Source organism: Streptomyces sp. NPDC048734 (assembly GCF_043198675.1).
Taxonomy (GTDB): Bacteria; Actinomycetota; Actinomycetes; order Streptomycetales; family Streptomycetaceae; genus Streptomyces.
The window spans coordinates 200585-221434 of record NZ_JBICUZ010000002.1 but is presented as its reverse complement, the minus strand read 5'-3'; the positions used below and the strand labels follow the sequence as shown (position 1 = coordinate 221434).

General features: G+C 73.4%; 10 protein-coding genes and 1 pseudogene. 8 read left to right on the top strand and 3 right to left on the bottom strand.

All coding sequences use genetic code 11. From position 1 onward, the window contains the following. Positions 1–204 precede the first annotated feature (204 nt). From ACGFQC_RS06195 to moeZ, 5 genes are all read left to right on the top strand, one after another. Positions 205–2010: a DUF3492 domain-containing protein gene (locus ACGFQC_RS06195; RefSeq protein WP_363092872.1), complete on the top strand. Its 1806-nt coding sequence runs from the start codon at positions 205–207 to the stop codon at positions 2008–2010. After that, positions 2007–3350, top strand: a complete 1344-nt coding sequence (locus ACGFQC_RS06190; protein WP_363092836.1) for a hypothetical protein — start codon at positions 2007–2009, stop codon at positions 3348–3350. The genes ACGFQC_RS06195 and ACGFQC_RS06190 overlap by 4 nt, the downstream gene beginning before the upstream one ends. 220 nt (positions 3351–3570) lie before the next feature. After that, entirely contained in the window at positions 3571–4533 is a 963-nt protein-coding gene (locus ACGFQC_RS06185; RefSeq protein WP_363092837.1) for an NAD-dependent epimerase/dehydratase family protein, read from the top strand. Beyond that, complete coding sequence (locus tag ACGFQC_RS06180) at positions 4521–5270, top strand: spherulation-specific family 4 protein (protein ID WP_363092838.1); 750 nt, start codon at positions 4521–4523, stop codon at positions 5268–5270. The genes ACGFQC_RS06185 and ACGFQC_RS06180 overlap by 13 nt, the downstream gene beginning before the upstream one ends. A gap of 63 nt (positions 5271–5333) precedes the next feature. Then, positions 5334–6512 (top strand): adenylyltransferase/sulfurtransferase MoeZ, encoded by a 1179-nt coding sequence (gene moeZ / locus ACGFQC_RS06175; protein WP_363092839.1) that lies wholly within the window; start codon positions 5334–5336, stop codon positions 6510–6512. Between the two features lie 65 nt (positions 6513–6577). On the opposite strand, the gene ACGFQC_RS06170 is transcribed toward moeZ, so the two are convergent. The 3 genes and pseudogenes from ACGFQC_RS06170 to ACGFQC_RS06160 form a co-directional block, all read right to left on the bottom strand. Next, positions 6578–8143: an alpha/beta hydrolase gene (locus ACGFQC_RS06170; RefSeq protein ID WP_363092840.1), complete on the bottom strand. Its 1566-nt coding sequence runs from the start codon at positions 8141–8143 to the stop codon at positions 6578–6580. A gap of 133 nt (positions 8144–8276) precedes the next feature. Then, positions 8277–9851 (bottom strand): annotated as a pseudogene (locus ACGFQC_RS06165) (alpha/beta hydrolase). A 134-nt stretch (positions 9852–9985) separates the two neighbouring features. Further along, a complete protein-coding gene (locus ACGFQC_RS06160) occupies positions 9986–12691 on the bottom strand; it encodes a lysylphosphatidylglycerol synthase domain-containing protein (protein ID WP_363092841.1) in 2706 nt (901 codons plus the stop codon). A gap of 185 nt (positions 12692–12876) precedes the next feature. On the opposite strand from ACGFQC_RS06160, the gene ACGFQC_RS06155 reads away from it, so the two are divergent. The 3 genes from ACGFQC_RS06155 to ACGFQC_RS06145 all read left to right on the top strand — a co-directional run bounded on the left by ACGFQC_RS06155 (position 12877) and on the right by ACGFQC_RS06145 (position 20832). Then, on the top strand, positions 12877–13290 hold the full coding sequence (locus ACGFQC_RS06155) for an MGMT family protein (protein WP_363092842.1): 414 nt from the start codon (positions 12877–12879) through the stop codon (positions 13288–13290). 308 nt (positions 13291–13598) lie between these two features. Then, entirely contained in the window at positions 13599–17054 is a 3456-nt protein-coding gene (locus tag ACGFQC_RS06150; RefSeq protein ID WP_363092843.1) for an ATP-dependent DNA helicase, read from the top strand. Between the two features lie 160 nt (positions 17055–17214). Then, on the top strand, positions 17215–20832 hold the full coding sequence (locus tag ACGFQC_RS06145) for an ATP-dependent DNA helicase (protein ID WP_363092844.1): 3618 nt from the start codon (positions 17215–17217) through the stop codon (positions 20830–20832). Positions 20833–20850: the final 18 nt, after the last annotated feature.

Below are 20850 nucleotides of genomic sequence, written 5' to 3'. Positions count from 1 at the left end.
CCGCTGCCGGGCCCGGCGCGCCCCCCCCCCCGCCCCCCCCCCCGCCGGGCGGCGCCCGGGGGGCCCCCCCCCCCCCCCCCCCCCCCCGGCCCCCCCCCCCCCCCCCCCCCCCCCCCCCCCCCCACCGCCTTGTCCGCATACGTTCGTCCCGCTGCGAGCCGTCGGGTCAACGGCGGCTCCCCAAACGGGAGATCGGGGGTGCGCGTGCGCATCGGACTGCTTACGGAGGGTGGCTATCCGTATGTGAGCGGTGACGCGGGGCTCTGGTGCGACCGGCTCGTGCGCGGGCTCGGGCAGCACGAGTTCGCCGTCTACGCGCTCAGCCGCACTGGGCACCAGGAGGCCGGGGGCCGGGTCGCACTGCCGTCGCAGGTCACCCGCGTGCGCACCGCGCCGCTGTGGACCGCCGAGGACGGCGGGGTGGTGCACGGACGGCGTGCGCGCCGGCGTTTCACCGAGCACTACGGCGCGTTGGTGTCCGTCCTGTGCGAGGGAGCGCCCGTCGGCGCGGGGGCGGACCGTTTCGCACCTCAGGCGGACCGTTTCGGCAACGCGCTGTACGGGCTCGCGGAACTCGCCCGCGACGAGGGCGGCCTGGTGGGCGCGCTCCGTTCGGAACATGCCGTACGCGCCCTGGAGCGCGCCTGTCGTGCGCCCGGCGCGCTCGGTACGGCGCGTGAGGCGCGCGTTCCCGACCTCCTCGCCGTCGCCGCGCACCTCGAACGGGCCCTGCGCCCCCTCTCGCTCGACTGGTACGAGGACGGCGACGACGGGCTCGGCTCGGTCGACCTCTGCCATGCGGCTTCCGGGGGCGCGGCGGCACTTCCGGGCCTGCTCGCCCGTCACTTCTTCGGTGTGCCGCTGCTGGTGACGGAGTACGGGGTCCGGTTGCGGACGCACTATCTGGGTGCGGGTGCGGGTGCGGGTGCGGGTGCGGGTGCGGGCGGTGCCGCCGTGCCCGGCGCCGCCCCGGCCGTACGGTCCCTGCTCGCGGCGTTCCACGGGCGGCTCGCCGCCGAGGTGTACCGGCGGGCTGCGTGTGTCACGCCCGGCAACACGCACGCCCGCCGCTGGCAGGAGCGTTGCGGTGCCGACCGGGCCAAGCTCCGCACCGTCCCCCCGGGCATGGACGCCTCCCGCTTCGCCGAGGTCGGCGACTCCCCGGACGCCGCCGACCCGCGCACGCTGGTCTGGGTCGGCAGGGTGGAACCGGCCAAGGACCTGGTGTCCCTGCTGCACGCCTTCGCCGAGATCCGCCGGGAGGAGCGCGGGACCCGGCTGCGGATCCTCGGCAGCGCGGCCGGAGCGGAGGGCGAGGCCTATCTCGGCCACTGCCGGATGCTCGCCGCACAGCTCTTCCCCGACGAGGCCGCCGGGCCGCACGCCGTCGGCGACAACCCGGTGTCCTTCGAGGAGATCGGCGGACCGGAGGTCCCCGGACTTCCCGAGGCGTACGCGGCGGGTGCCGTCGTGATCCTGTCCAGCGTCGTCGAGGGGTTCCCGGTCGGCCTCGTCGAGGCGATGTTCTGCGGGCGCGCGACGGTGTCCACGGACGTCGGCGCGGTGGTCGAGGTCATCGGGGGCACCGGACTCGTCGTCCCGCCGCGCAATCCGAGAGCGCTCGCGGAGGCGTGCGTGGACCTGCTGCGCGACCCCGGGCGCCGCGCACGCCTGGGTGCGGCCGCCCGCGCCCGTGCCCTCGAACTGTTCACCGTCGAGCAGAACATCGCGGCGTTCCACGGCATCTACCTGGAGATCGTCTCCCGGAACCCGGTACGCCGGGTCGTCCTCGACGCGGCCGGGGAACCCCGGCCCTTCGCGGTCCCGGCCGAGGCCTGGCTGCCCGGCCGGTGGACCGGCCTCGGCGGACGGACCGCTTTCCGGAACCCGCCCGGTCGGACGGCGGGACCGCCGCTGCCGGGTACGGCGGCGCGCGGTTCCGCCACACCGCACGGCCCGTCCGCGCCCCGCGCCAACACTCCCGTCGCCGCGGCCGAGGGGGCCCGATGAGCGACCTGGGCGAACTCGACCGCCCCGCGGCACCGGCGCCCGCCGGCGCCTGGGACGAACGCTCCGAGGAGCGGCTCGTGAACGAGGACACCCCTGCGGACACCGACGCGCCGTCCGACCCCGGTGGGCGGGCGGTGACCAACCGGGCCGGGCGTCCCGCGCCGGCCACCGCAGCACACCCCGGTCCGCAGACAGTCCCCGTCGCCCCTCGGCGGGGCGGCGCCGTGGACCCGGTGAAAGCCCTGATGCACCGCCACCGCGACCTGTGCGAACGGGCGGTCGATCCACTGGAGATCGCGGCGGGACTGGAGGCCCACGGCGTCACCGACCGCACCGCCGCGCGGTTCCGGCACCGGGACGTCTTCTCCCTCGCGGAGGAGATGTACGCCCGCGTGCCCAGGGACGCCGACACGCCTTCGCACCCGCACCCGGAGCCCACGCCGGTGCCGCGGGCACGCCTGGACTGGGCGCTGCTCACCCTCCTGCCCGGTGCCCTGGGCGCCGCGACCGTCGCCGGCCTTCGTCTCGCCCACGGTCGGACCCGCCTCCTCGTGGTCACCGTGGGCGTCCTGGCGGTGGCTCTCGCCTTGCGGGCCGCCCTTCGCCGGGGCCCCTTGAGCCGCGGCGGCGGTCGGGGCCCGTCGATCCCGCGCGGAGGCCCGCACACCGACCGGCACCGCACCGGCGGCTGGACCGGATGGCTCCTCGCCTACGCGGCCCTCGGTGACGGCCTGCTGCGCGCCGCGGCCGACGGCGGCCCCGACGGTCTGCCCACCGGAACGGCCGACGGGCCCTGGCCGCTCGCCACGGCCCCACTCCTGACCCTCGCCCTGGCCTGCGTGCCCGCCGTGTGGTGCGCGCACCTTCTCGCCGTACGCGTCCGGCACAGGCTCGGCAGCAGCCGAGGACTCGACGAGTTCGCCGCCTCCGTACGGCCACTGCTGCTCAGTGCTCTCGCCCTGTTCTTGTCCGCCCTCGCGGTCCTCACCGGCGTCTGCGCGGCCGTCCTCGGTGAACCTGCCGCCTACGCGAGCACGCTCAGCCTGGGCGCGCTGCTCCTTCTCTCCCGCATCCTCACCGTCCACGGCTTCACGCACGCCCCGACGGCCCTCCTCAGGGCCGCCGGGGCGGCCGAGGCGGTCGCCCCGGCCCTGCTCTTCGCAGGCCGGCTGCCCGGCTGCGGCTTCCTGGCCGTACCCGTCGACACCCTCGTGGCCGCCTGGGGCCCCGCCGCGGTACCCGCCCTCGCCTGCGGGGCGGCCGCCCTCATCCTGCTGATCCACGCGACCCGCACCCTCACCAGGGCCTCGGCCCACGCGCCATCGGGTCAGCCGTGCTGACCCGGGGCCGTCCGCCCGCCCCCGACCACCGCGCGCCGCGCCACCCCCACCGTGCACGGACCGCACGACGCACGCGCTCCTCCACCCATGCAATCCCCTTAAGGAGAGACCAGATGACCACCTCCCGATCCGGAGCGACCGGAGCCACCGGGACACCCGCGGTCGCAGGAGCCCGCGCGGTCACCGGAGCAGCCGCGACGCACACTCCGGGAGCCGCGCGATGAGGGTCCTGCTGACCGGAGCCAACGGTTACGTCGGCCGCTTCGTCGCCGACCGTCTGCTCGCCGACCCTGCCGTCCAGCTCACCGCGCTCGGCCGTGGTGACGACGCCGACGTCCGCTTCGACCTCGCGAGCGGCAGTCCCGGTGCCCTCACCCGCTTCCTCGACGCGGTCCACCCCCAGGTCGTCGTCAACTGCGCCGGAGCCACCCGGGGCGGAGCCCGGGAACTCACCCGGCACAACACCGTCGCCGTCGCCACCGTCTGTGAGGCACTGCGCCGCAGCGGCTGCGGCGCCCGTCTCGTCCACATCGGCTGCGGCGCCGAGTACGGCCCCAGCCAGCCCGGGTCCTCGACCGCCGAGGACGCCGTGCCGCGCCCCGGCGGCCCGTACGGCGTCAGCAAGCTCGCTGCCACCGAGCTCGTCCTGGGCTCCGGTCTGGACGCGGTCGTGCTGCGGGTGTTCTCCCCGGCCGGGCCCGGCACCCCGGCCGGCTCCCCGCTGGGTCGGCTCGCCGAGGCGATGCGCCGCGCCATGCAGTCCGGCGACGGTGAGCTGAAACTCGGCGGACTCGGCGCCCAGCGCGATTTCATCGACGTCCGTGACGTCGCCCGCGCCGTGCACGCCGCCTCGCTGTCCGCCGCGCAGGGCGTGATCAACATCGGCTCCGGCCGCGCCGTCCGGCTCCGGGACGCCGCAGCCGTCCTCGCCCGCGTGGCCGGATACGGCGGCACCCTCCACGAACTCGACGGCCCGCCCGGCGGCCACCTCAGGCCGGCCATCGGCCACCCCCGTCCCGACTCCGACCATGCGGCTCCGGTCGCGTACCCGTACCCCGACGGGTGCGGCAGCTGGCAGCAGGCCGATGTCCGCACCGCTCGCGACCGGCTGGGATGGCGGCCGCGGATCAACCTCGAGGAGTCCCTCGCCGACATCTGGATGGAGGCGGCATGTCGTATCTGACCGGCACCCGAGAGGGCACCGCGAGCACCGACGTCCGCACCGGCTTCGGTGTCCCCGGCTTCGCGCACCCCCTTGTCGCGCCGGCCGAGTGGGGCGAACTCGCCCGTCCCGACAGGCCCCTGCACTGGGTCGTCCTCAACGTCGCCGACGGCCCCGGCGTCCGCCCCGACCCGCACTGCCTGGAGGCCGCGGGCCGGCTCCGTAACACGGGCGTCCGCGTCCTCGGCCACCTCGACGCCGCCCACGGCGCCCGCGCTCTCGCCGAGGTGATCTCCGACGCCCACCGTTACCTCGACTGGTACCAGGTCGACGGCTTCCTCCTGGACCGCTGCCCGACCGAACGCGCCGAACTCCCGGAGATCCGACGAGCCGTCAGCGCCCTGCGCTCGCTCAGTGACGCGCCTCACATCGTCCTCGGGCACGGCATCCATCCGCATCCCGGATACGCGGAGAACGCCGATCAGCTCGTCACCTTCTCCGGGCCCTGGAGCGACTACCGCTGGTCGCAGGCGGCCGAGTGGACCGCCGACCACCCGCCCGAGCGGTTCTGCCACTTCGTGCACGGGGTGCCCCGCGGCCATCTCGACGAGGCGCTTCGGATCGCCCGCTGGCAGGGAGCGGCCACGATCTGGGTCACCGACCGCCACGACCACGACGGCGTGTTCGACCCGTGGGAGGCCATGCCCGGCTACTGGGACGAAATCGTCTCGCGGATCGGAACAGGTGTCTCGGAATGAAGAAGGCCATGGCAGTGTTACGGAGAGAACAACCGTAGTGATTGACCGACCAACGGAGTCCCCGTGTCGCTGCCACCCCTGGTCGAGCCGGCTGCCGAGCTCACCGTAGACGAGGTCCGCAGGTACTCCCGCCACCTGATCATCCCCGACGTCGGGATGGACGGGCAGAAGCGGCTGAAGAACGCCAAGGTGCTGTGTGTCGGCGCCGGCGGCCTGGGCTCGCCGGCGCTGATGTACCTGGCCGCGGCGGGCGTGGGCACGCTCGGCATCGTGGAGTTCGACGAGGTCGACGAGTCGAACCTCCAGCGCCAGATCATCCACAGCCAGGCCGACATCGGCCGCTCCAAGGCCGAGTCCGCGCGCGACTCCGTCCTGGGCATCAACCCGTACGTGAACGTGGTCCTGCACGAGGAGCGGCTCGAGGCCGACAACGTGATGGGCATCTTCAGCCAGTACGACCTGATCGTGGACGGCACGGACAACTTCGCCACCCGCTACCTGGTCAACGACGCCGCCGTGCTGCTGAACAAGCCGTACGTGTGGGGCTCGATCTACCGCTTCGACGGCCAGGCGTCCGTCTTCTGGTCGGAGCACGGTCCCTGCTACCGCTGCCTCTACCCGGAGCCCCCGCCCCCCGGCATGGTCCCCTCCTGCGCCGAGGGCGGCGTGCTGGGCGTGCTCTGCGCGTCCATCGGTTCCATCCAGGTCACCGAGGCGATCAAGCTCCTCACCGGCACTGGTGAGCCGCTGGTCGGCCGTCTGATGATCTACGACGCCCTGGAGATGCAGTACCGGCAGGTCAAGGTCCGCAAGGATCCCGACTGCGCGGTCTGCGGCGAGAACCCGACCGTCACGGAGCTCATCGACTACGAGGCCTTCTGCGGCGTCGTGTCGGAGGAGGCCCAGCAGGCGGCCGCCGGCGCGACGATCACGCCCAAGCAGCTCAAGGAGTGGATCGACGACGGCGAGAGCATCGAGATCATCGACGTCCGCGAGCCGAACGAGTTCGAGATCGTCTCCATCCCGGGCGCCAAGCTGATCCCGAAGAACGAGTTCCTGCTCGGCACCGCCCTCGAGGGCCTGCCCCAGGACCGGAAGATCGTCTTGCACTGCAAGACGGGTGTCCGCAGTGCGGAAGTCCTCGCGGTGCTGAAGTCCGCGGGCTTCGCGGACGCCGTCCATGTCGGCGGCGGTGTGATCGGCTGGGTCAACCAGATCGAGCCGAGCAAGCCGGTCTACTGAGCCGACCTGCCTGCCTGAGCGGCGGGGGCCGCGCGCACCACGGGTGCCCGCGGCCCCCGCCGTCGTCATGAACAGACCTTGCCGTCCTTCGGCACGGTGCCGTCGAGCAGGTAGTCGTCCACCGTCGAGTCGACGCAGTCGCTCCCGCTGCCGTACGCCCCGTGGCCCTCGCCCTTCCAGGTGAGCAGCACACCGACACCCTCGCCCAGCTCGTCTGCCATCCGCTGCGCGCCCTCGTAGGGCGTCGCCGGGTCGCCGGTGTTGCCGACCAGCAGGATGGGTGCCGCCCCGGCCGCCCTCACCTCCGGGCTGTCGAACTGTCCGGCCACCGGCCAGTCGTGGCACCAGCCGGCCGTGTCCCAGCCGAGGAACGTGCCGAACACGGGCGAGATCCTCTCGAACTCCGGCAGCAGCTTCTTCGTCTCCTCCACCGCCGGCCGCTGCTTGTCGTCCAAGCACGATATGACCCGCTGCGAGTGGGTCGTCGTGCCGTAGTTCCCTTCGCTGTCCCGCTCGTTGTAGGCGTCGGCCAGGGTGAGCAGTTCGGAGCCGTCGCCTTCCTGCGCCGACTCCAGGGCGCTGGTCAGGGTCGGCCAGCCCTCCTTGCTGTAGAGCGGCAGGAAGATGCCGGTGACCGCGAGCGTCTGGGTCAGCTTCCGCCCGGAGGACGTCGGCAGCGGGTCCGCGTCGATCCGCTTCAGCAGGTCGGCGATCTTGCGGCTGCCCCGTGCGGGATTCTGGCCGGTCGACTTCAGGTAGTTGTCGAGCGCCAGCTGAAAGCCCTTCGCCTGGTTCTTCGCGTGCCCCACGGCGTCTGCGCCGGGGTCGACGACCGCGTCGAGGATCACCCGTCCCACGTTCTTCGGGAACAGGTGGGCGTAGACCCCACCGAGTTCGGTGCCGTAGGAGATGCCGAAGTAGTGCAGCTTGTCGTCGCCGAGCACCTGGCGCATCAGGTCCATGTCGCGTGCGGTGTCGGTGGTCGAGACGTGCGCCATCAGCGCTCCGGCGTCCTTCTGACAGCCCTTGCCGAAGTCGAGGGCGTCACTGAGGTAGGCCTTTTCCTCGGCCGTGTCGTCCGGGGTGGAGTCGACCGACTCGGCGGCCTGGATCTTCCTGTCGCCGCGGCAGCGCACGCCCTCGCTGGCGCCCACCCCGCGTGGGTCCCAGCTCACCAGGTCGTAGTGCTCGCGCAGGGAGGAGACGGTGGAGCCGTACGCCGGCATCGTCGACACCCCGGAGCCGCCCGGGCCGCCGAAGTTGAACATCAGGGAGCCGATGCGCATGCTGTCGGAGCCGCGGGAACGGGCACGGATCAGTGCGAGATCGATCGTCTCCCCGTCCGGCCTCGACCAGTCCAGCGGCGCCTTCAGCTTCGCGCACCGCCACTCGTCGCCCGGCGCCGCGGAGTCCGCGGTGGCCCCGCAGCGGCTCCAGTCGAGCTTCTGCCCGGTCAGTGAGGCGGGCAGGGGCGCCGTCGTCGCGTCCGCGGTGCCGGAGGAGGAGGCCGACGGGCGCGCATGGGCCGTACCTCCCTTGTCGTCGTCCCCGTCGTCCGACGAGCCGCCGCAGCCCGTCATCAGCAGCGCGGCGCCGGCTCCCAACGCCGTCCACCGTACGAATCGCGCCATGTGCGTTCCCCCCCCTCGCGGAGCCGTCCGCACCGGCGGCGGACGGCTGTCAGGCCATGGTAGGCGGATCACCGTGCACCCGTCGGAGCCTGTGGATAACCTTTTGACCTGCATGTTTATCGAGTTCGAGAGGTCAGGAGCAGACCGTCCCGGCGGCCGGTGCCCTCCCGCTCAGCAGGTAGTCGTCCACCGCCGTCCGCACACACGTGTTCTTGCTGTCGTAGGTGCCGTGCCCCTGCCCCTTGTACGTCAGCTCCACCCCGACGCCCTTGCCGAGGGCGTCCACCATCCTGCGTGTGCCCTCGTACGGGGTGGCCGGGTCGCCCGTGTTGCCCACGACGAGGATCGGTGCCGAGCCCGCCGCGCTCACGTCGGGGCGGTCGGCGGCGCCCGGCACGGCCCAGTCGGTGCAGCCGACCATGCCCCAGGCCAGGAGGTCCCCGAAGACGGGGGAGGCCGCCCGGAACTCCGGAAGCCTGCGCCCCACCTGGGCGACGGAGTAACGCGGCTTGTCGTCGGCGCAGTTCACTGCGACGTTGGCGGCGATGATGTTGCTGTACTCGCCGTTCTCGTTGCGGCCGTTCATGGAGTCGGACAGCAGCATGAGGATCCTGCCGTCGCCGTCGCCGTCGCCGTCGCCGTCGCCGTCGCCGTCGTCGGCCTGGTCCAGGCCTTCGGTGAGGTGCTCCCAGAAGTCCTTCGAGGACAGCGACTGCGCGATGCCGTTGGTCGCGGCGGTCTGTGTCAGTTCGCGCGGGAAGACGCCGGGAATCGGCTTGCCGTCCAAACTTCTCAGCAGGGTCGCGATCCGGTCCTTGACGTCCCGCGGGGTGTCCCCGACGGGGCAGTCCTCCGTTTTCGACGTGCGGTCCTCGGCATAGTTGTCGAGCGCGAGCTGGAAACCCCCGGCCTGCCCGAGAGCGCTCTGCTCGGGTGTCTGTGTCGGGTCGACGACCGCGTCGAAGACGGCACGGCCCACGTTCTCCGGGAACAGGTGGGCGTGGACCCCACCGAGTCCGGTGCCGTAGGAGATGCCGAAGTAGTGCAGCTTGTCGTCACCGAGGACCTGGCGCATGAGGTCCATGTCGCGGGCCGCGTCGGTGGTGCGCACGTGCGGCAGCATCCTCTTCGACTTCTTCTCGCAGGCCTCGTTGAACTTCTTGGTGATCTCCAGGAGCGTGTCGCGCTCGGCGGCGTCGTCGGGGGTCATGTCCTGCTGGAGGTGGGCATCGAGCCGCTGGTCGTTCTCGCAGCGCACACCGGCACTGCGGCCCACCCCGCGCGGGTCGAAGCTCGCCAGGTCGTAGCGGGTGCGCAGGGTCGCGTAGTCCTCGCCGAACGCGGGCAGGGTGGTGACCCCGGAGCCGCCGGGCCCGCCGAAGTTGAACATCAGGGAGCCGATCCGCCGGTTCTCGGCACCGCTCGCCCGCGCCCTGATCAGCGCGACGCCGATCGTGTCGCCCTCGGGATCGCTCCAGTCCAGGGGCGTCCGCATGGTCGCGCACTCCCACTCGTCGCCGTCCGGCAGCGGTGACGGTGCGTTGCCGCCGCCTTCGGACGGGGCCGGTGCGGGGCAGTCCTTCCAGCTCAGCTTCTGCGCCGTCAGATCCTCGTCGCGAAAGTCCCCGCCTCACCCCGCCACCAGGGAGGACAACAGCACGGCGGTGGCGGTGAGCACGGCGGCGCGCGGGTGGGAGGGATTCGGCATGATCCCGTCCTGGGGGCGTGCCCGCCTCCGCGCGCGGGGCACGGTCCGTACGAGGTACCGCCGTTCCCGGTGCCGGGGCGTGTTCCGAAAGCGGCGTCGTCTGGCCGCAGGACAGGCGGGGCTTCGGAAAACGGCTAGAGGGCGCCCTTGCGGGTGAGCTGGGTGAAGGCCAGCCAGCCCGGCAGCACCGGCAGCCACAGCGTCAGCAGCCGGAACAGCAGGACCGCGGGGGCGGCGACCTCCTTGGGCAGGCCGACGGCGATCAGACCGACCGTCAGGGTCGCCTCCACCGCGCCGACACCGCCCGGCGTCGGCGCGGCGGAACCGAGCGCGTTGCCGGCGAGGAAGACGACGGCGACGCTGGCGAGGCTGATCGAGGTCGTCTCGTCGCCGAAGGCGCGGATCGACGCGTCCAGGCACATCACGAAGCAGGCCGTCAGCAGCAGCATGCCGCCGATGCCGGTGACCAGTTTCTGCGGCCGCTGGAGCACGTCCAGCATGCGCGGCACGACCCCCGCGAACAGCGACCTCACGCGCGTGACGACGAATTTCCGCAGGAACGGCACCGAGGTCACCACGAGCACCAGCACCGCCACCGTCAGCAGGCCCGCGATGACGGTCCGGGACGGCGACAGCGACGGGGTCTTCTCGGTGCCCGTCAGATAGCCGAACGCCAGCAGCATCAGGATGTGGCAGCCCAGCCCGAACAGCTGCGAGGCGCCGACGCTCGCCACCGCCAGCCCCGGCCGCACCCCCGCGCGCTGGAGGAACCGTGTGTTGAGGGCGACCCCGCCGACCGCGGCCGGTGCGACGATCTTCACGAAGGACCCGGCGACCTGCGCGGCCACCGTGCGCGGGAACGGCACCCGCTCCGGCACGAAACCCAGCAGGCTCATCGCGGCCGCCACGTAGCTCGCCGCCGAGAACAGCACGGCCGCGGCGACCCAGCCCCACTCGGCGTTGGCGATGAGCGGGCCGAACTCGATGTGGGTGAGCTGCGTCAGCAGGAAGTACGCGCCGATCGCGCCGGCGATGAAACTGATCAGCGTGCGCGGCCGCACCCGTTCCAGGCGGGCGGGCTCGACCGGCGCCTGGGGGCGGATGCGCAGCACCTCGTGCCGGATCTGGGTGAGCAGGTCCTCCTCGCGGGCTTCCTCCAGGGCCTCGTCGATGGCCCGTTTCTCGGCCCGCGCCTCCGCGCGTACGGCCTTCTTCTCGACCTTGTCCGCGGGCGGCCCGGCCTCGTGCCCGGCCGCCTCCTGCCGGGCCAGCTTGGCCTGCCGGGAGGCTTCCAGGACGGCGTCGCGCTCGCGCTGCGCCCGCTCCCGGGCGAGCCTGCGCAGCGTCGCGCGCGTGGACCGGCTCAGCGCGATGGGCTGGAGCATCGGCAGACAGTCGGCGACGGCGTCGGGGCCGAGCACGCTCACCGCGGAGGCCACCGCGCGCTCGGCGCCCACCCGCAGACCGAACGTCACCAGCAGCTGTGAGGTGTCCATGCGCAGCAGCAGATCGCCGGCCGCGATCTCGCCGACGCGCATGTCGGTGAGGATCACCGTGCCGGAACGATCCACCAGTATCGCGTCGCCGACGAGCCTGCGGTGCGCGATGCGACGGGACTGCAGGGCACGCACCTGGAGCCAGGTGTCGTGCAGCAACGCGTCGGTGATCTCCTCGTCGGCCAGCGAGTCCAGGGTGCGGCCCCCGGTGTGCTCGTAGACGAGCATCACGGCGTCGGGGCCCAGCTCGGACGTCGCGATCAGCTTCGGCGCGTTGGCCCCGGCCGCGATCGCCGCGTAGGCCAGCAGCGCTTCCTGTTCCAGGGCCTGGCGCAGCGACTGGAGGCTGCTGCGGGTGGCGAAGCCGCGCAGGGTCAGATTGCGCCACGCGCGGTAGAAGAAGCCCTGCGCCTGCTGTTCGCGGTCGACGACGGTGACGTCCAGCGGCGGGCCGTCCTCCAGCGTCACGAAGTAGCGCCGGCCGCGGTCTCCGGTCTCCGGGGTCTCCGAGGCCTCCTCGCGCGCGGCGCTCACCGGGCGGAAGCCGACGTGCCGCAGGCCCGCCATCAGCGTCCGTCCCGTGGGCCGGACGTTGGGCGAGCCGACCGCGTACAGCGTGCCGTAGGCGACGGTCCAGCCGATCAGCACCGTCAGGATGATCGAGAACGGTGTCGTGTAGCCGGTGACGAGCATCGAGAACGCGTCGAGCATCAGCACGATCCACAGCACCGCGCGCCAGCGGGGGCGCCGTGACATGCCGACGGCCGTCATGTAGGCGATCACGGGCGCCAGGTAGCCGTGGACGGGGTCGGTGAGAGCGTGGATGTCGCCCGGGGAGGGCTGGGTGAGCGCCTCCTGGATCGAGTCCGGGGCGGCCTTGGCCACCCACAGGTCGGTGGCGAGCGTCACTCCGTGGGCGAGGACCGCCGCGAGCACGCCGTCGGCGATCCGCAGTCCGTCCCGCTTGATGAGCCGCTCGATCGCGAACGCCACGGGCACCAGCAGGATCGCGATGCTGGACGCCAGTCCCGCGATCTTGATGAGGAGGTCGGGCGCCTGTCCGGTGCCCTTGTTGATGTCCTGTTCCAGGCCCGAGGTCGTTCCGTGTGCGAAGGCGGCGATGCCCAGCAGGACGACGACGGCCAGTACGCCGACCAGCAGCCGCATGAGGTCGGAGGGACGGTGCACGCGCGCGGGGAGGAGCGGTTCGTCGCCCTCGACCTCGTCGATGTGCGTCACCTCGACCAGGTCCTCGTCCTCTCCCGCCGGACCGGCGGTGTCCGGGCGCGACGCAGCGTCAGAGGTGCCCTCCGCGTCCTCGGGATGCACACCCTGCTGCTTCATCGTCTCTTCTTGGTCTCGTATCACCGGTCACCGCCCGCACGATGGTGGCATGCCGCACCGACACACGGGGGCATCAGGGTGCGAAGGCGGGGCGCACAGTCTGCCCGAAGCGCCACCGTGGGACGAGGGTCACACGGAGTTCTCGACCCGTCGCGTTGTCGGTGGGGTGGTGCAGGATGGGGCGGATGAGCGAGCAGAGCCTTCCGGACGCCGCCCGCCCGGAGCACACCGGTGACACGCCACCGGACCACGCCGGTGACGCGCTGCCGGAGTACGCCGAGCGCGTCCTCGAGGTCGCGGAGCTGATCCCGCGAGGGCGGGTCATGACCTACGGCGACGTGGCCGAATGGCTCGAGGAGGGCGGCCCGCGCCAGGTCGGCCGGGTGATGGCCCTCTACGGCGGAGCCGTTCCCTGGTGGCGTGTCGTGCGCGCCGACGGAGTGCTGCTGCCGGGCCACGAACTGCGGGCCCTCGACCGGTACCGCGCGGAGGGCACGCCCCTGAAGGGGGCGAGCCGGGCCGCCGAGGGGCATCTGCCGCGCCTGGACATGAGACGGGCGAGGTGGGACGGCGGTGAGCGTGCGGAGGGTCACATCTGACAGCTTCCGCCATCGACCCCGCCCGAGGGGAGCTTGTGGCCCGTACGGGGGAAACGGGGCACGTCCGTGACATGGCGTACGTTCGAGGGGCGAGGGACCTGGGTGGCCTGTGGGTCGCACGGGCCCTGAGGGAAGAAGCGGAAGCCGTCCTTCCGACCCGCCCGTCGGCGTAGCGTCGGCCGCACGCGTCGCCCTCATCCCGGGACCACCGCCCGCCTCGGGCGGCACCCGTCCCACCACGAACCCCTCGCGACGGCGCCCCGCGCCGGACGTGACGATCTGCACACCCACCAGGACCGGCGAAACACGTGAGCTCCTCTTCCTCCACCAGGCGCCTGCCGCACCCCCAGGGGCGGCAGGGGAGCCGTGGCGCGTACCGGCTGGTCCGGACCCGGCCGGTGCGAGTGGATCCCCCCCGTCTGGACGCCGCACAGCGCTCCGTGGTTGACCACACCACCGGACCACTGCTGGTCCTCGCGGGTCCGGGCACCGGGAAGACCACCACGCTCGTCGAGTCGGTCGCGGCTCGCGTGGCGCGCGGCGGCGACCCCGCGCGCATCCTGGTGCTGACGTTCAGCCGCAAGGCGGCCGTCGAACTGCGCGACCGGATGGCGCTGCGCATGGGCGCCGCCCGGGCGCCCCGCGCCACCACCTTCCACTCGTACTGCTACGCCCTGGTCCGCGCCGAACAGGACAGCGACCTGTTCGCCGAACCGCTGCGGCTGCTCTCCGGCCCCGAACAGGACGTGGCCGTCCGCGAACTGCTCGCCGGCCAGATCGAACTCCAGCGGCGGGGCCTCGCGCACGTGCGCTGGCCCGACGACCTCCGCGCCTGCCTCACCACGCGCGGCTTCGCCGACGAGGTCCGGGCGGTGCTCGCCCGCAGCCGCGAACTGGGCCTCGGCCCCGACGCCCTGGACGCCTTCGCCGGCCGCATCGGCCGCCCCGACTGGCGGGCCGCGGCCTCCTTCCTCGCCGAGTACCTCGACGTCCTCGACCTGCACGGCGTGATCGACTACGCCGAACTCGTCCACCGCGCCGTCCTGCTCGCCCACCGCCCCGAGAACGCCCGGCGGCTCGCCGCGCAGTACGACGCCGTCTACGTCGACGAGTACCAGGACACCGACCCCGCCCAGGTGCGGCTGCTGCACGCCCTCGCGGGCGGTGGCCGCACCCTGGCCGCCTTCGGAGACCCGGACCAGTCGATCTACGCCTTCCGGGGCGCCGACGTGAACGGCATCCTGGAGTTCCCGCGCGCCTTCCCGCGCCATGACGGGCGCCCGGCCCCCGTCGAGGTCCTGCGCACCTCCCGCCGTTCCGCGGCCGCGGTGCTGGCCGCCACCCGGCTCGTGACCCAGCGCATGCCCCTGACCCGCCTCCCGGCGGAGAAGGTCCGCGCCCACCGGGACCTCGCCCCCGCGCGCGAGGGCGGCCGTGTCGAGGTCTACACGTACCCGACATCCGGCACCGAGCTCGACAACGTCGCCGACATCCTGCGCCGGGCGCACCTGGAGGACGGCGTGCCCTGGGGCGAGATGGCCGTCCTGGTGCGGGCCGGCTCCCGCACGATTCCCACGGTCCGCCGCGCCCTGACGGCCGCGGGCGTCCCCCTCGACATCGACGGCGACGACCTGCCCCTGCGCCACGAGCCCGCGGTGGCCCCCCTGCTGACGGCACTGCGCGCGGTGGCCACGGCGGAGGCGGCCTCGGGCACGGTGCGGCCCGACGGACCGGGAGAGGACGGCGCGGGGGAGGGCGGCGGGTCCGCGGGCGGTGAGGTCCTCCGCGCCGACGGTGAGGCAGCCGTCGACGCGGAGGGAACAGACGCACCAGCCCCGGACGCACCCGACGCCGACACCGCCATCGCCCGGCGAGCCGCACCGGACGCCTCCTGGCTCGACACCGAAACCGCCCTCACCCTGCTCACCTCACCCCTCGCGAGCATGGACGCCGCCGACCTGCGCCGCCTCGGACGTGCCCTGCGGGACGAGGAACGGGCCGCGGGCAACCCTCTGCCGCCACCGTCGGACGAACTGCTCACGCGCGCCCTCGCCGAACCGGAGCGCCTGGCCGTGCACGATCCCGTGTACGCGCGCGGTGCCCAGCGGCTGGGCGCGCTGTTGAGGAAGGCCCGGGAACGTCTCGCGGGCGGCGGCACGGCCGAGGAGGCGCTCTGGGACCTGTGGGAGGGCACGCCCTGGCCCGCGCGCCTGGAACGGTCCGCCCGCCGCGGCGGCGCGGCCGGCCGCAACGCCGACCGCGACCTGGACGCCGTGTGCGCGCTGTTCGCCACCGCCGCACGCGCGGAGGAGCGCACCGGCGGGCGCGGCGCGCTGAACTTCCTGGCCGAGATCGAGGCCGAGGACATCGCCGCCGACACCCTCACCCGACGCGCCGCGCGCCGCGACGCCGTACGTCTGATGACCGCGCATCGCGCCAAGGGACTGGAGTGGAGCCTGGTCGTCGTCGCGGGCGTGCAGGAAGGGCTGTGGCCCGACCTGCGCCGCCGCGGCTCCCTGTTGGAGGCCGACCGCATCGGCCGCGACGGACTCGCCGAACCGCTCACGCCGGGCGCCCTGCTCGCGGAGGAGCGCCGCCTGTTCTACGTGGCCGCCACGCGCGCGCGCGACCGGCTCGTCGTCACGGCGGTCAAGGCACCCGCGGACGACGGCGACCAGCCCTCCCGCTTCCTCACCGAACTCGGCGTCGAACCCAAGGACGTCACGGGCCGCCCGCGCCGCCCCCTGTCGGTCGCCGCGCTGGTCGCGGAACTACGCGCCACCACGGTCGATCCGCGCGTCTCGGAACCGCTCAGGGAAGCCGCGGCGCGCCGCCTCGCCCGCCTGGCAGCCCTGGCCGACGAGGACGGTCGGCCCCTGGTGCCGTCTGCGCACCCCTACCGCTGGTGGGGCATGTTCGAGCCGACCGAGAGCAAGGTGCCGCTGCGCGACCGCGACCGGCCCGTCGTCCTCTCCGGCAGCGCCCTCGACCAACTCGCCAACACCTGCGCCCTCCAGTGGTTCCTGGGCCGGGAGGTGAAGGCCGACGCCCCCGCCACGGTCGCCCAGGGCTTCGGCAACGTGGTGCACGTCCTCGCCGACGAGGTCGCCTCCGGACACACCCCGGCAGACCTCGCCGTTCTCACCGAGCGCCTCGACTCCGTGTGGAACGCGCTCGCCTTCGACGCGCCCTGGAAGTCGGCGCAGGAGAAGGAACACGCGCGCATGGCGCTCGAACGGTTCCTGAAGTGGCACGTCATGGACCGCGTCGGCCGCACGCCCGTCGCGAGCGAGCACGACTTCGACGTCACCCTGGAGGCGGGCGAGTACGAGGTCCGCATCCGCGGCCAGATGGACCGCGTCGAGGCCGACGGCGACGGCCGTGCCTACGTCGTCGACTTCAAGACCGGCAAACAGGCGCCCACCGCGCGCGAGGTGGAACGGCATCCGCAGCTCGCCGTGTACCAGCTGGCCGTCCGCGAAGGCGCCGTCGACGAGGCCTTCGATGGCGCCCGCCCCGAACCGGGCGGCGCCGAACTCGTGCAGTTGCGCCAGGGCGCCGCCAAGCGGGACGGCGGCGAGATCCTGCCCAAGGTGCAGGCGCAGGAGCCGCTCGAGGGCGAGTGGGTCGGTGAACTGCTGGCCACCGCGGCCGGCAAGGTCCTCGACGAACGGTTCACGCCCACCGCCGGCCAGCACTGCACGCACTGCGCCTTCCGTGCCTCGTGCAGCGCCCGGCCCGAGGGACGCCACGTGGTGGAGTGAGCCCGCCGGCGAACCACGGCGCGCAAGCGACCCGTGCGGCGCGCGGCGTGGCCCGGGCGGTCTGGTGTGACGGACCGCACCAACCATCCTGACCTGCGCGTTCTATGCCACGGCAGGCGCTTTGTCATCGACTGTCGGTGGCCGCCGTTAGCCTCTCTCCATGCCCGCCCGTATCACCGATCCCGAGCAGCTCAAGGAGCTCCTCGGGATCCCCTTCACCCCGGAGCAGACGGCCTGCATCACCGCACCGCCCGCCCCACAGGTGATCGTGGCCGGAGCCGGGTCGGGCAAGACGACGGTGATGGCCGCGCGCGTGCTGTGGCTGGTCGGCACCGGCCAGGTCGCCCCCGAACAGGTCCTCGGCCTGACCTTCACCAACAAGGCCGCCGGCGAACTCGCCGAGCGCGTCCGCAAGGCCCTGGTCAGGGCCGGCGTCACCGACCCCGACGTCATCGACCCGGACAACCCGCCGGGCGAACCGGTGATCTCCACGTACCACTCCTTCGCGGGCCGCCTGCTGACCGACCACGGCCTGCGCATCGGCCTGGAGCCGACATCCCGGCTGCTCGCCGACGCCACCCGCTACCAACTCGCCGCGCGCGTGCTGCGCGAGGCACCCGGCCCCTACCCGGCACTCACCCGTTCCTTCGCCGACCTGGTCGGCGACCTGCTCGCCCTCGACTCCGAGCTGTCCGAGCACCTGGTCCGCCCGGAGGACCTGCTCGCATGGGACGCCGGTCTGCTGCGCACCCTGGAGGGCGCCAGGCTCAGCAACGCCGATCTGCGCAAGGTGCCCGAGACCGCCGCCGCCCGGCGCGAACTCGCCGAGCTGGTGGTGCGCTACCGGGCCGCCAAGCGCGAGCGCGACCTGCTCGACTTCGGCGACCAGATCGCCCTCTCCGCCCAGCTCGCCCGAATCCCCGAGGTGGGCCGCGTCCTGCGAGACGAGTTCCGCGTGGTGCTCCTGGACGAGTACCAGGACACCTCCGTGGCCCAGCGCACCCTCCTGGCGGGCCTCTTCGGCGGCGGAACCGGCCACCCCGTCACCGCCGTCGGCGACCCCTGCCAGGCGATCTACGGCTGGCGCGGCGCGTCCGTCGCCAACCTCGACGACTTCCCCGAGCACTTCGCCCTCGCCGACGGCAGCCCCGCGACCAGGCAGGCACTCAGCGAGAACCGGCGCAGCGGCGGCCGCCTCCTCGACCTCGCCAACGGTCTGGCCGAACCGCTGCGCGCCATGCACGCGGGCGTGGAGGCACTGCGCCCCGCCCCCGGCGCCGAGCACGACGGAATGGTCCGCTGCGCCCTCCTGACCACCCACGCCGAGGAGATCGACTGGATCGCCGACTCCGTCGCGCACCTGGTGAACACCGGCAAGGCGCCCGGCGAGATCGCCGTCCTGTGCCGTACGGCCACCGACTTCGCCGAAATCCAGGGTGCCCTGGTCGCCCGTGACGTACCCGTCGAGGTGGTGGGCCTCTCGGGCCTGCTGCACCTGCCCGAGGTCGCCGACCTCGTCGCCGTCTGCGAAGTCCTCCAGGACCCCGGTGCCAACGCCGCCCTGGTCCGCCTGCTCACCGGCCCGCGCTGGCGCATCGGTCCCCGTGACCTCGCCCTGCTGGGGCGGCGCGCGCGGCTGCTCGTGTCCCCCACGCGCGGGGGTGACGGCGACGGCGACGACCCGGACCGGCGCCTCGCCGAGGCCGTCGAGGGGGTCGACCCCTCCGAGGTGACATCCCTCGCGGACGCCCTGGACACCTTCCTGGAGACAGCCCTGGAGGGAACCGACGACGGACTGCCCTTCTCGCCGGACGCGCGCGTGCGCTTCGCCCGGCTCGCGGCGGAACTGCGCGACCTGCGCCGCTCCCTGGCCGACCCGCTGATGGACGTCCTGCACCGCGTTCTCGCCGTCACCGGCCTCGAGGTCGAACTGTCGGCGTCCCCGCACGCCCTGGCCGCCCGCCGCCGCGAGACCCTGTCGAACTTCCTCGACGTCGCCGCCGCCTTCGCCGCCGCGGAGAGCGAGGCGAGCCTGCTCGCCTTCCTCGGCTTCCTGCGCACCGCCGCCCAGTACGAGAAGGGGTTGGACAACGCCCTGCCCGGCGGGGAGAACACCGTCAAGGTCCTCACCGCGCACAGGTCCAAGGGCCTGGAGTGGGACGTGGTCGCCGTCCCCGGACTGGTCACCGGCACCTTCCCCAGCGGCCAGGGCCGCGAGAAGTGGACCGCCCAGGCCAAGGTGCTGCCGCACGGGCTGCGCGGCGACGCCGACACACTGCCCGACGTCGAGGCCTGGGACTCCCGGGGTATGAAGGTCTTCCACGAGGCCATGAAGGACCACCAGCACACCGAGGAACTGCGCCTCGGCTACGTCACCTTCACCCGCCCCCGCTCACTGCTCCTCGGCTCGGGCCACTGGTGGGGGCCCACCCAGAAGAAGCCCCGCGGCCCCTCCGCCTTCCTCCAGGCCCTGCACGACCACTGCGCCGCCGGGTACGGCGAGATCGAGGCCTGGGCCGACGGACCCGGGGAGGACGAGGAGAACCCCGTCCTCCACCGGGCGTCCGCCGACCAGGTCTGGCCGCTGCCCCTGGACGACGCCGCGCTGGCCCGCCGCCGCGCCGCCGCCGAGACCGTCCTCACCCATCTGGACGACCTCGCCGCGGCCGGGACCGCCGCCCCCACGGCCGCACACGCACCCGAGACCCACGACGACCCCGACTGGCCCCCACCGCCGGCCGAGGACGAGCCGGACCCGTACGGCGAGCCGCATCCGTACGACGAATCCGACAGGTACGGCGGGCCGGACCCCTATGACGACCCGGCCCCGTACGACGAACCGGACCCCTACGACGATCCGGTCCCGTACGACAATCCGGCTCCGTACGACGAGACGGCCCCGCACGACGATCCGGACCCCTTCGCGGAGACCACCCCCGGCCGCCCCCGCACCCAGCCCCCGGTCCGCGGCGGCGAGTGGGCCACCGTCCGCCCCGTCGTCCCGCACCAGGCGTCGCCCCCCGAGCTGCGCCCGGCCCGCCTCACACCCGAGGAAGCCCGCACGGTCGCCTCCTGGGACCGCGATCTGGACGCGCTCACCGAGGAGCTGCTGCGTGCCCGGCAGGGCGTCACGGACGTACCCCTGCCGGTGACGCTGACCGCGTCGCAGGTACTGCGCCTGGCCGCCGACCCCGACGGGCTCGCCCAGGAGCTCGCACGCCCCATGCCGAGCCCACCCCAGCCGGCCGCACGCCGGGGCACGAGGTTCCACGCGTGGGTGGAGGCCCGCTTCGAGGAGCTGCCCCTGCCCTTCCTGGAACCGGAGGAGCTGCCCGGTGAGGACGCGGAGATCGCCGACGAACGCGACCTGGCAGCGCTCAAGGACGCCTTCGAGCGCACCGAGTACGCCCACCGCACCCCCTACCGCGTCGAGGTCCCCGTCCAGCTCACCCTTGGCGGCCGCGTCGTACGGGGCCGTATCGACGCCGTCTACGAGGTCCTCGACCACGACGGCGTGACGTACGAGATCGTCGACTGGAAGACCGGCCGGGGACGCGACGGCGACCCGCTCCAGCTCGCCGTCTACCGGCTCGCGTGGGCCGAGCAGCAGGGCGTGCCCGTGGAATCGGTCACAGCGGCGTTCGTGTACGTGCGCACCGGCGAGGTCGTACGGCCCGGGGATCTGCCGGACCGGGCCGCGCTGGAGCGCCTGTTGACGGGGGAGGAGGCGCCGGCGGACGGTCGTGGGGGACCAGCCGCGGAAGTGAACCGTGCGTGAGTGCCCGGCCAGGAGGCC

Bases quoted from the DNA above. Each gene is read 5' to 3' on its own strand.
- ACGFQC_RS06155 (WP_363092842.1), top strand. From the start codon at position 12,877: ATGAGCGAGCAGAGCCTTCCGGACGCCGCCCGCCCGGAGCACACCGGT.
- ACGFQC_RS06170 (WP_363092840.1), bottom strand. From the start codon at position 8,143: ATGGCGCGATTCGTACGGTGGACGGCGTTGGGAGCCGGCGCCGCGCTG.
- ACGFQC_RS06160 (WP_363092841.1), bottom strand. From the start codon at position 12,691: ATGAAGCAGCAGGGTGTGCATCCCGAGGACGCGGAGGGCACCTCTGAC.
- ACGFQC_RS06190 (WP_363092836.1), top strand. From the start codon at position 2,007: ATGAGCGACCTGGGCGAACTCGACCGCCCCGCGGCACCGGCGCCCGCC.
- ACGFQC_RS06145 (WP_363092844.1), top strand. From the start codon at position 17,215: ATGCCCGCCCGTATCACCGATCCCGAGCAGCTCAAGGAGCTCCTCGGG.
- ACGFQC_RS06185 (WP_363092837.1), top strand. From the start codon at position 3,571: ATGAGGGTCCTGCTGACCGGAGCCAACGGTTACGTCGGCCGCTTCGTC.
- ACGFQC_RS06180 (WP_363092838.1), top strand. From the start codon at position 4,521: ATGTCGTATCTGACCGGCACCCGAGAGGGCACCGCGAGCACCGACGTC.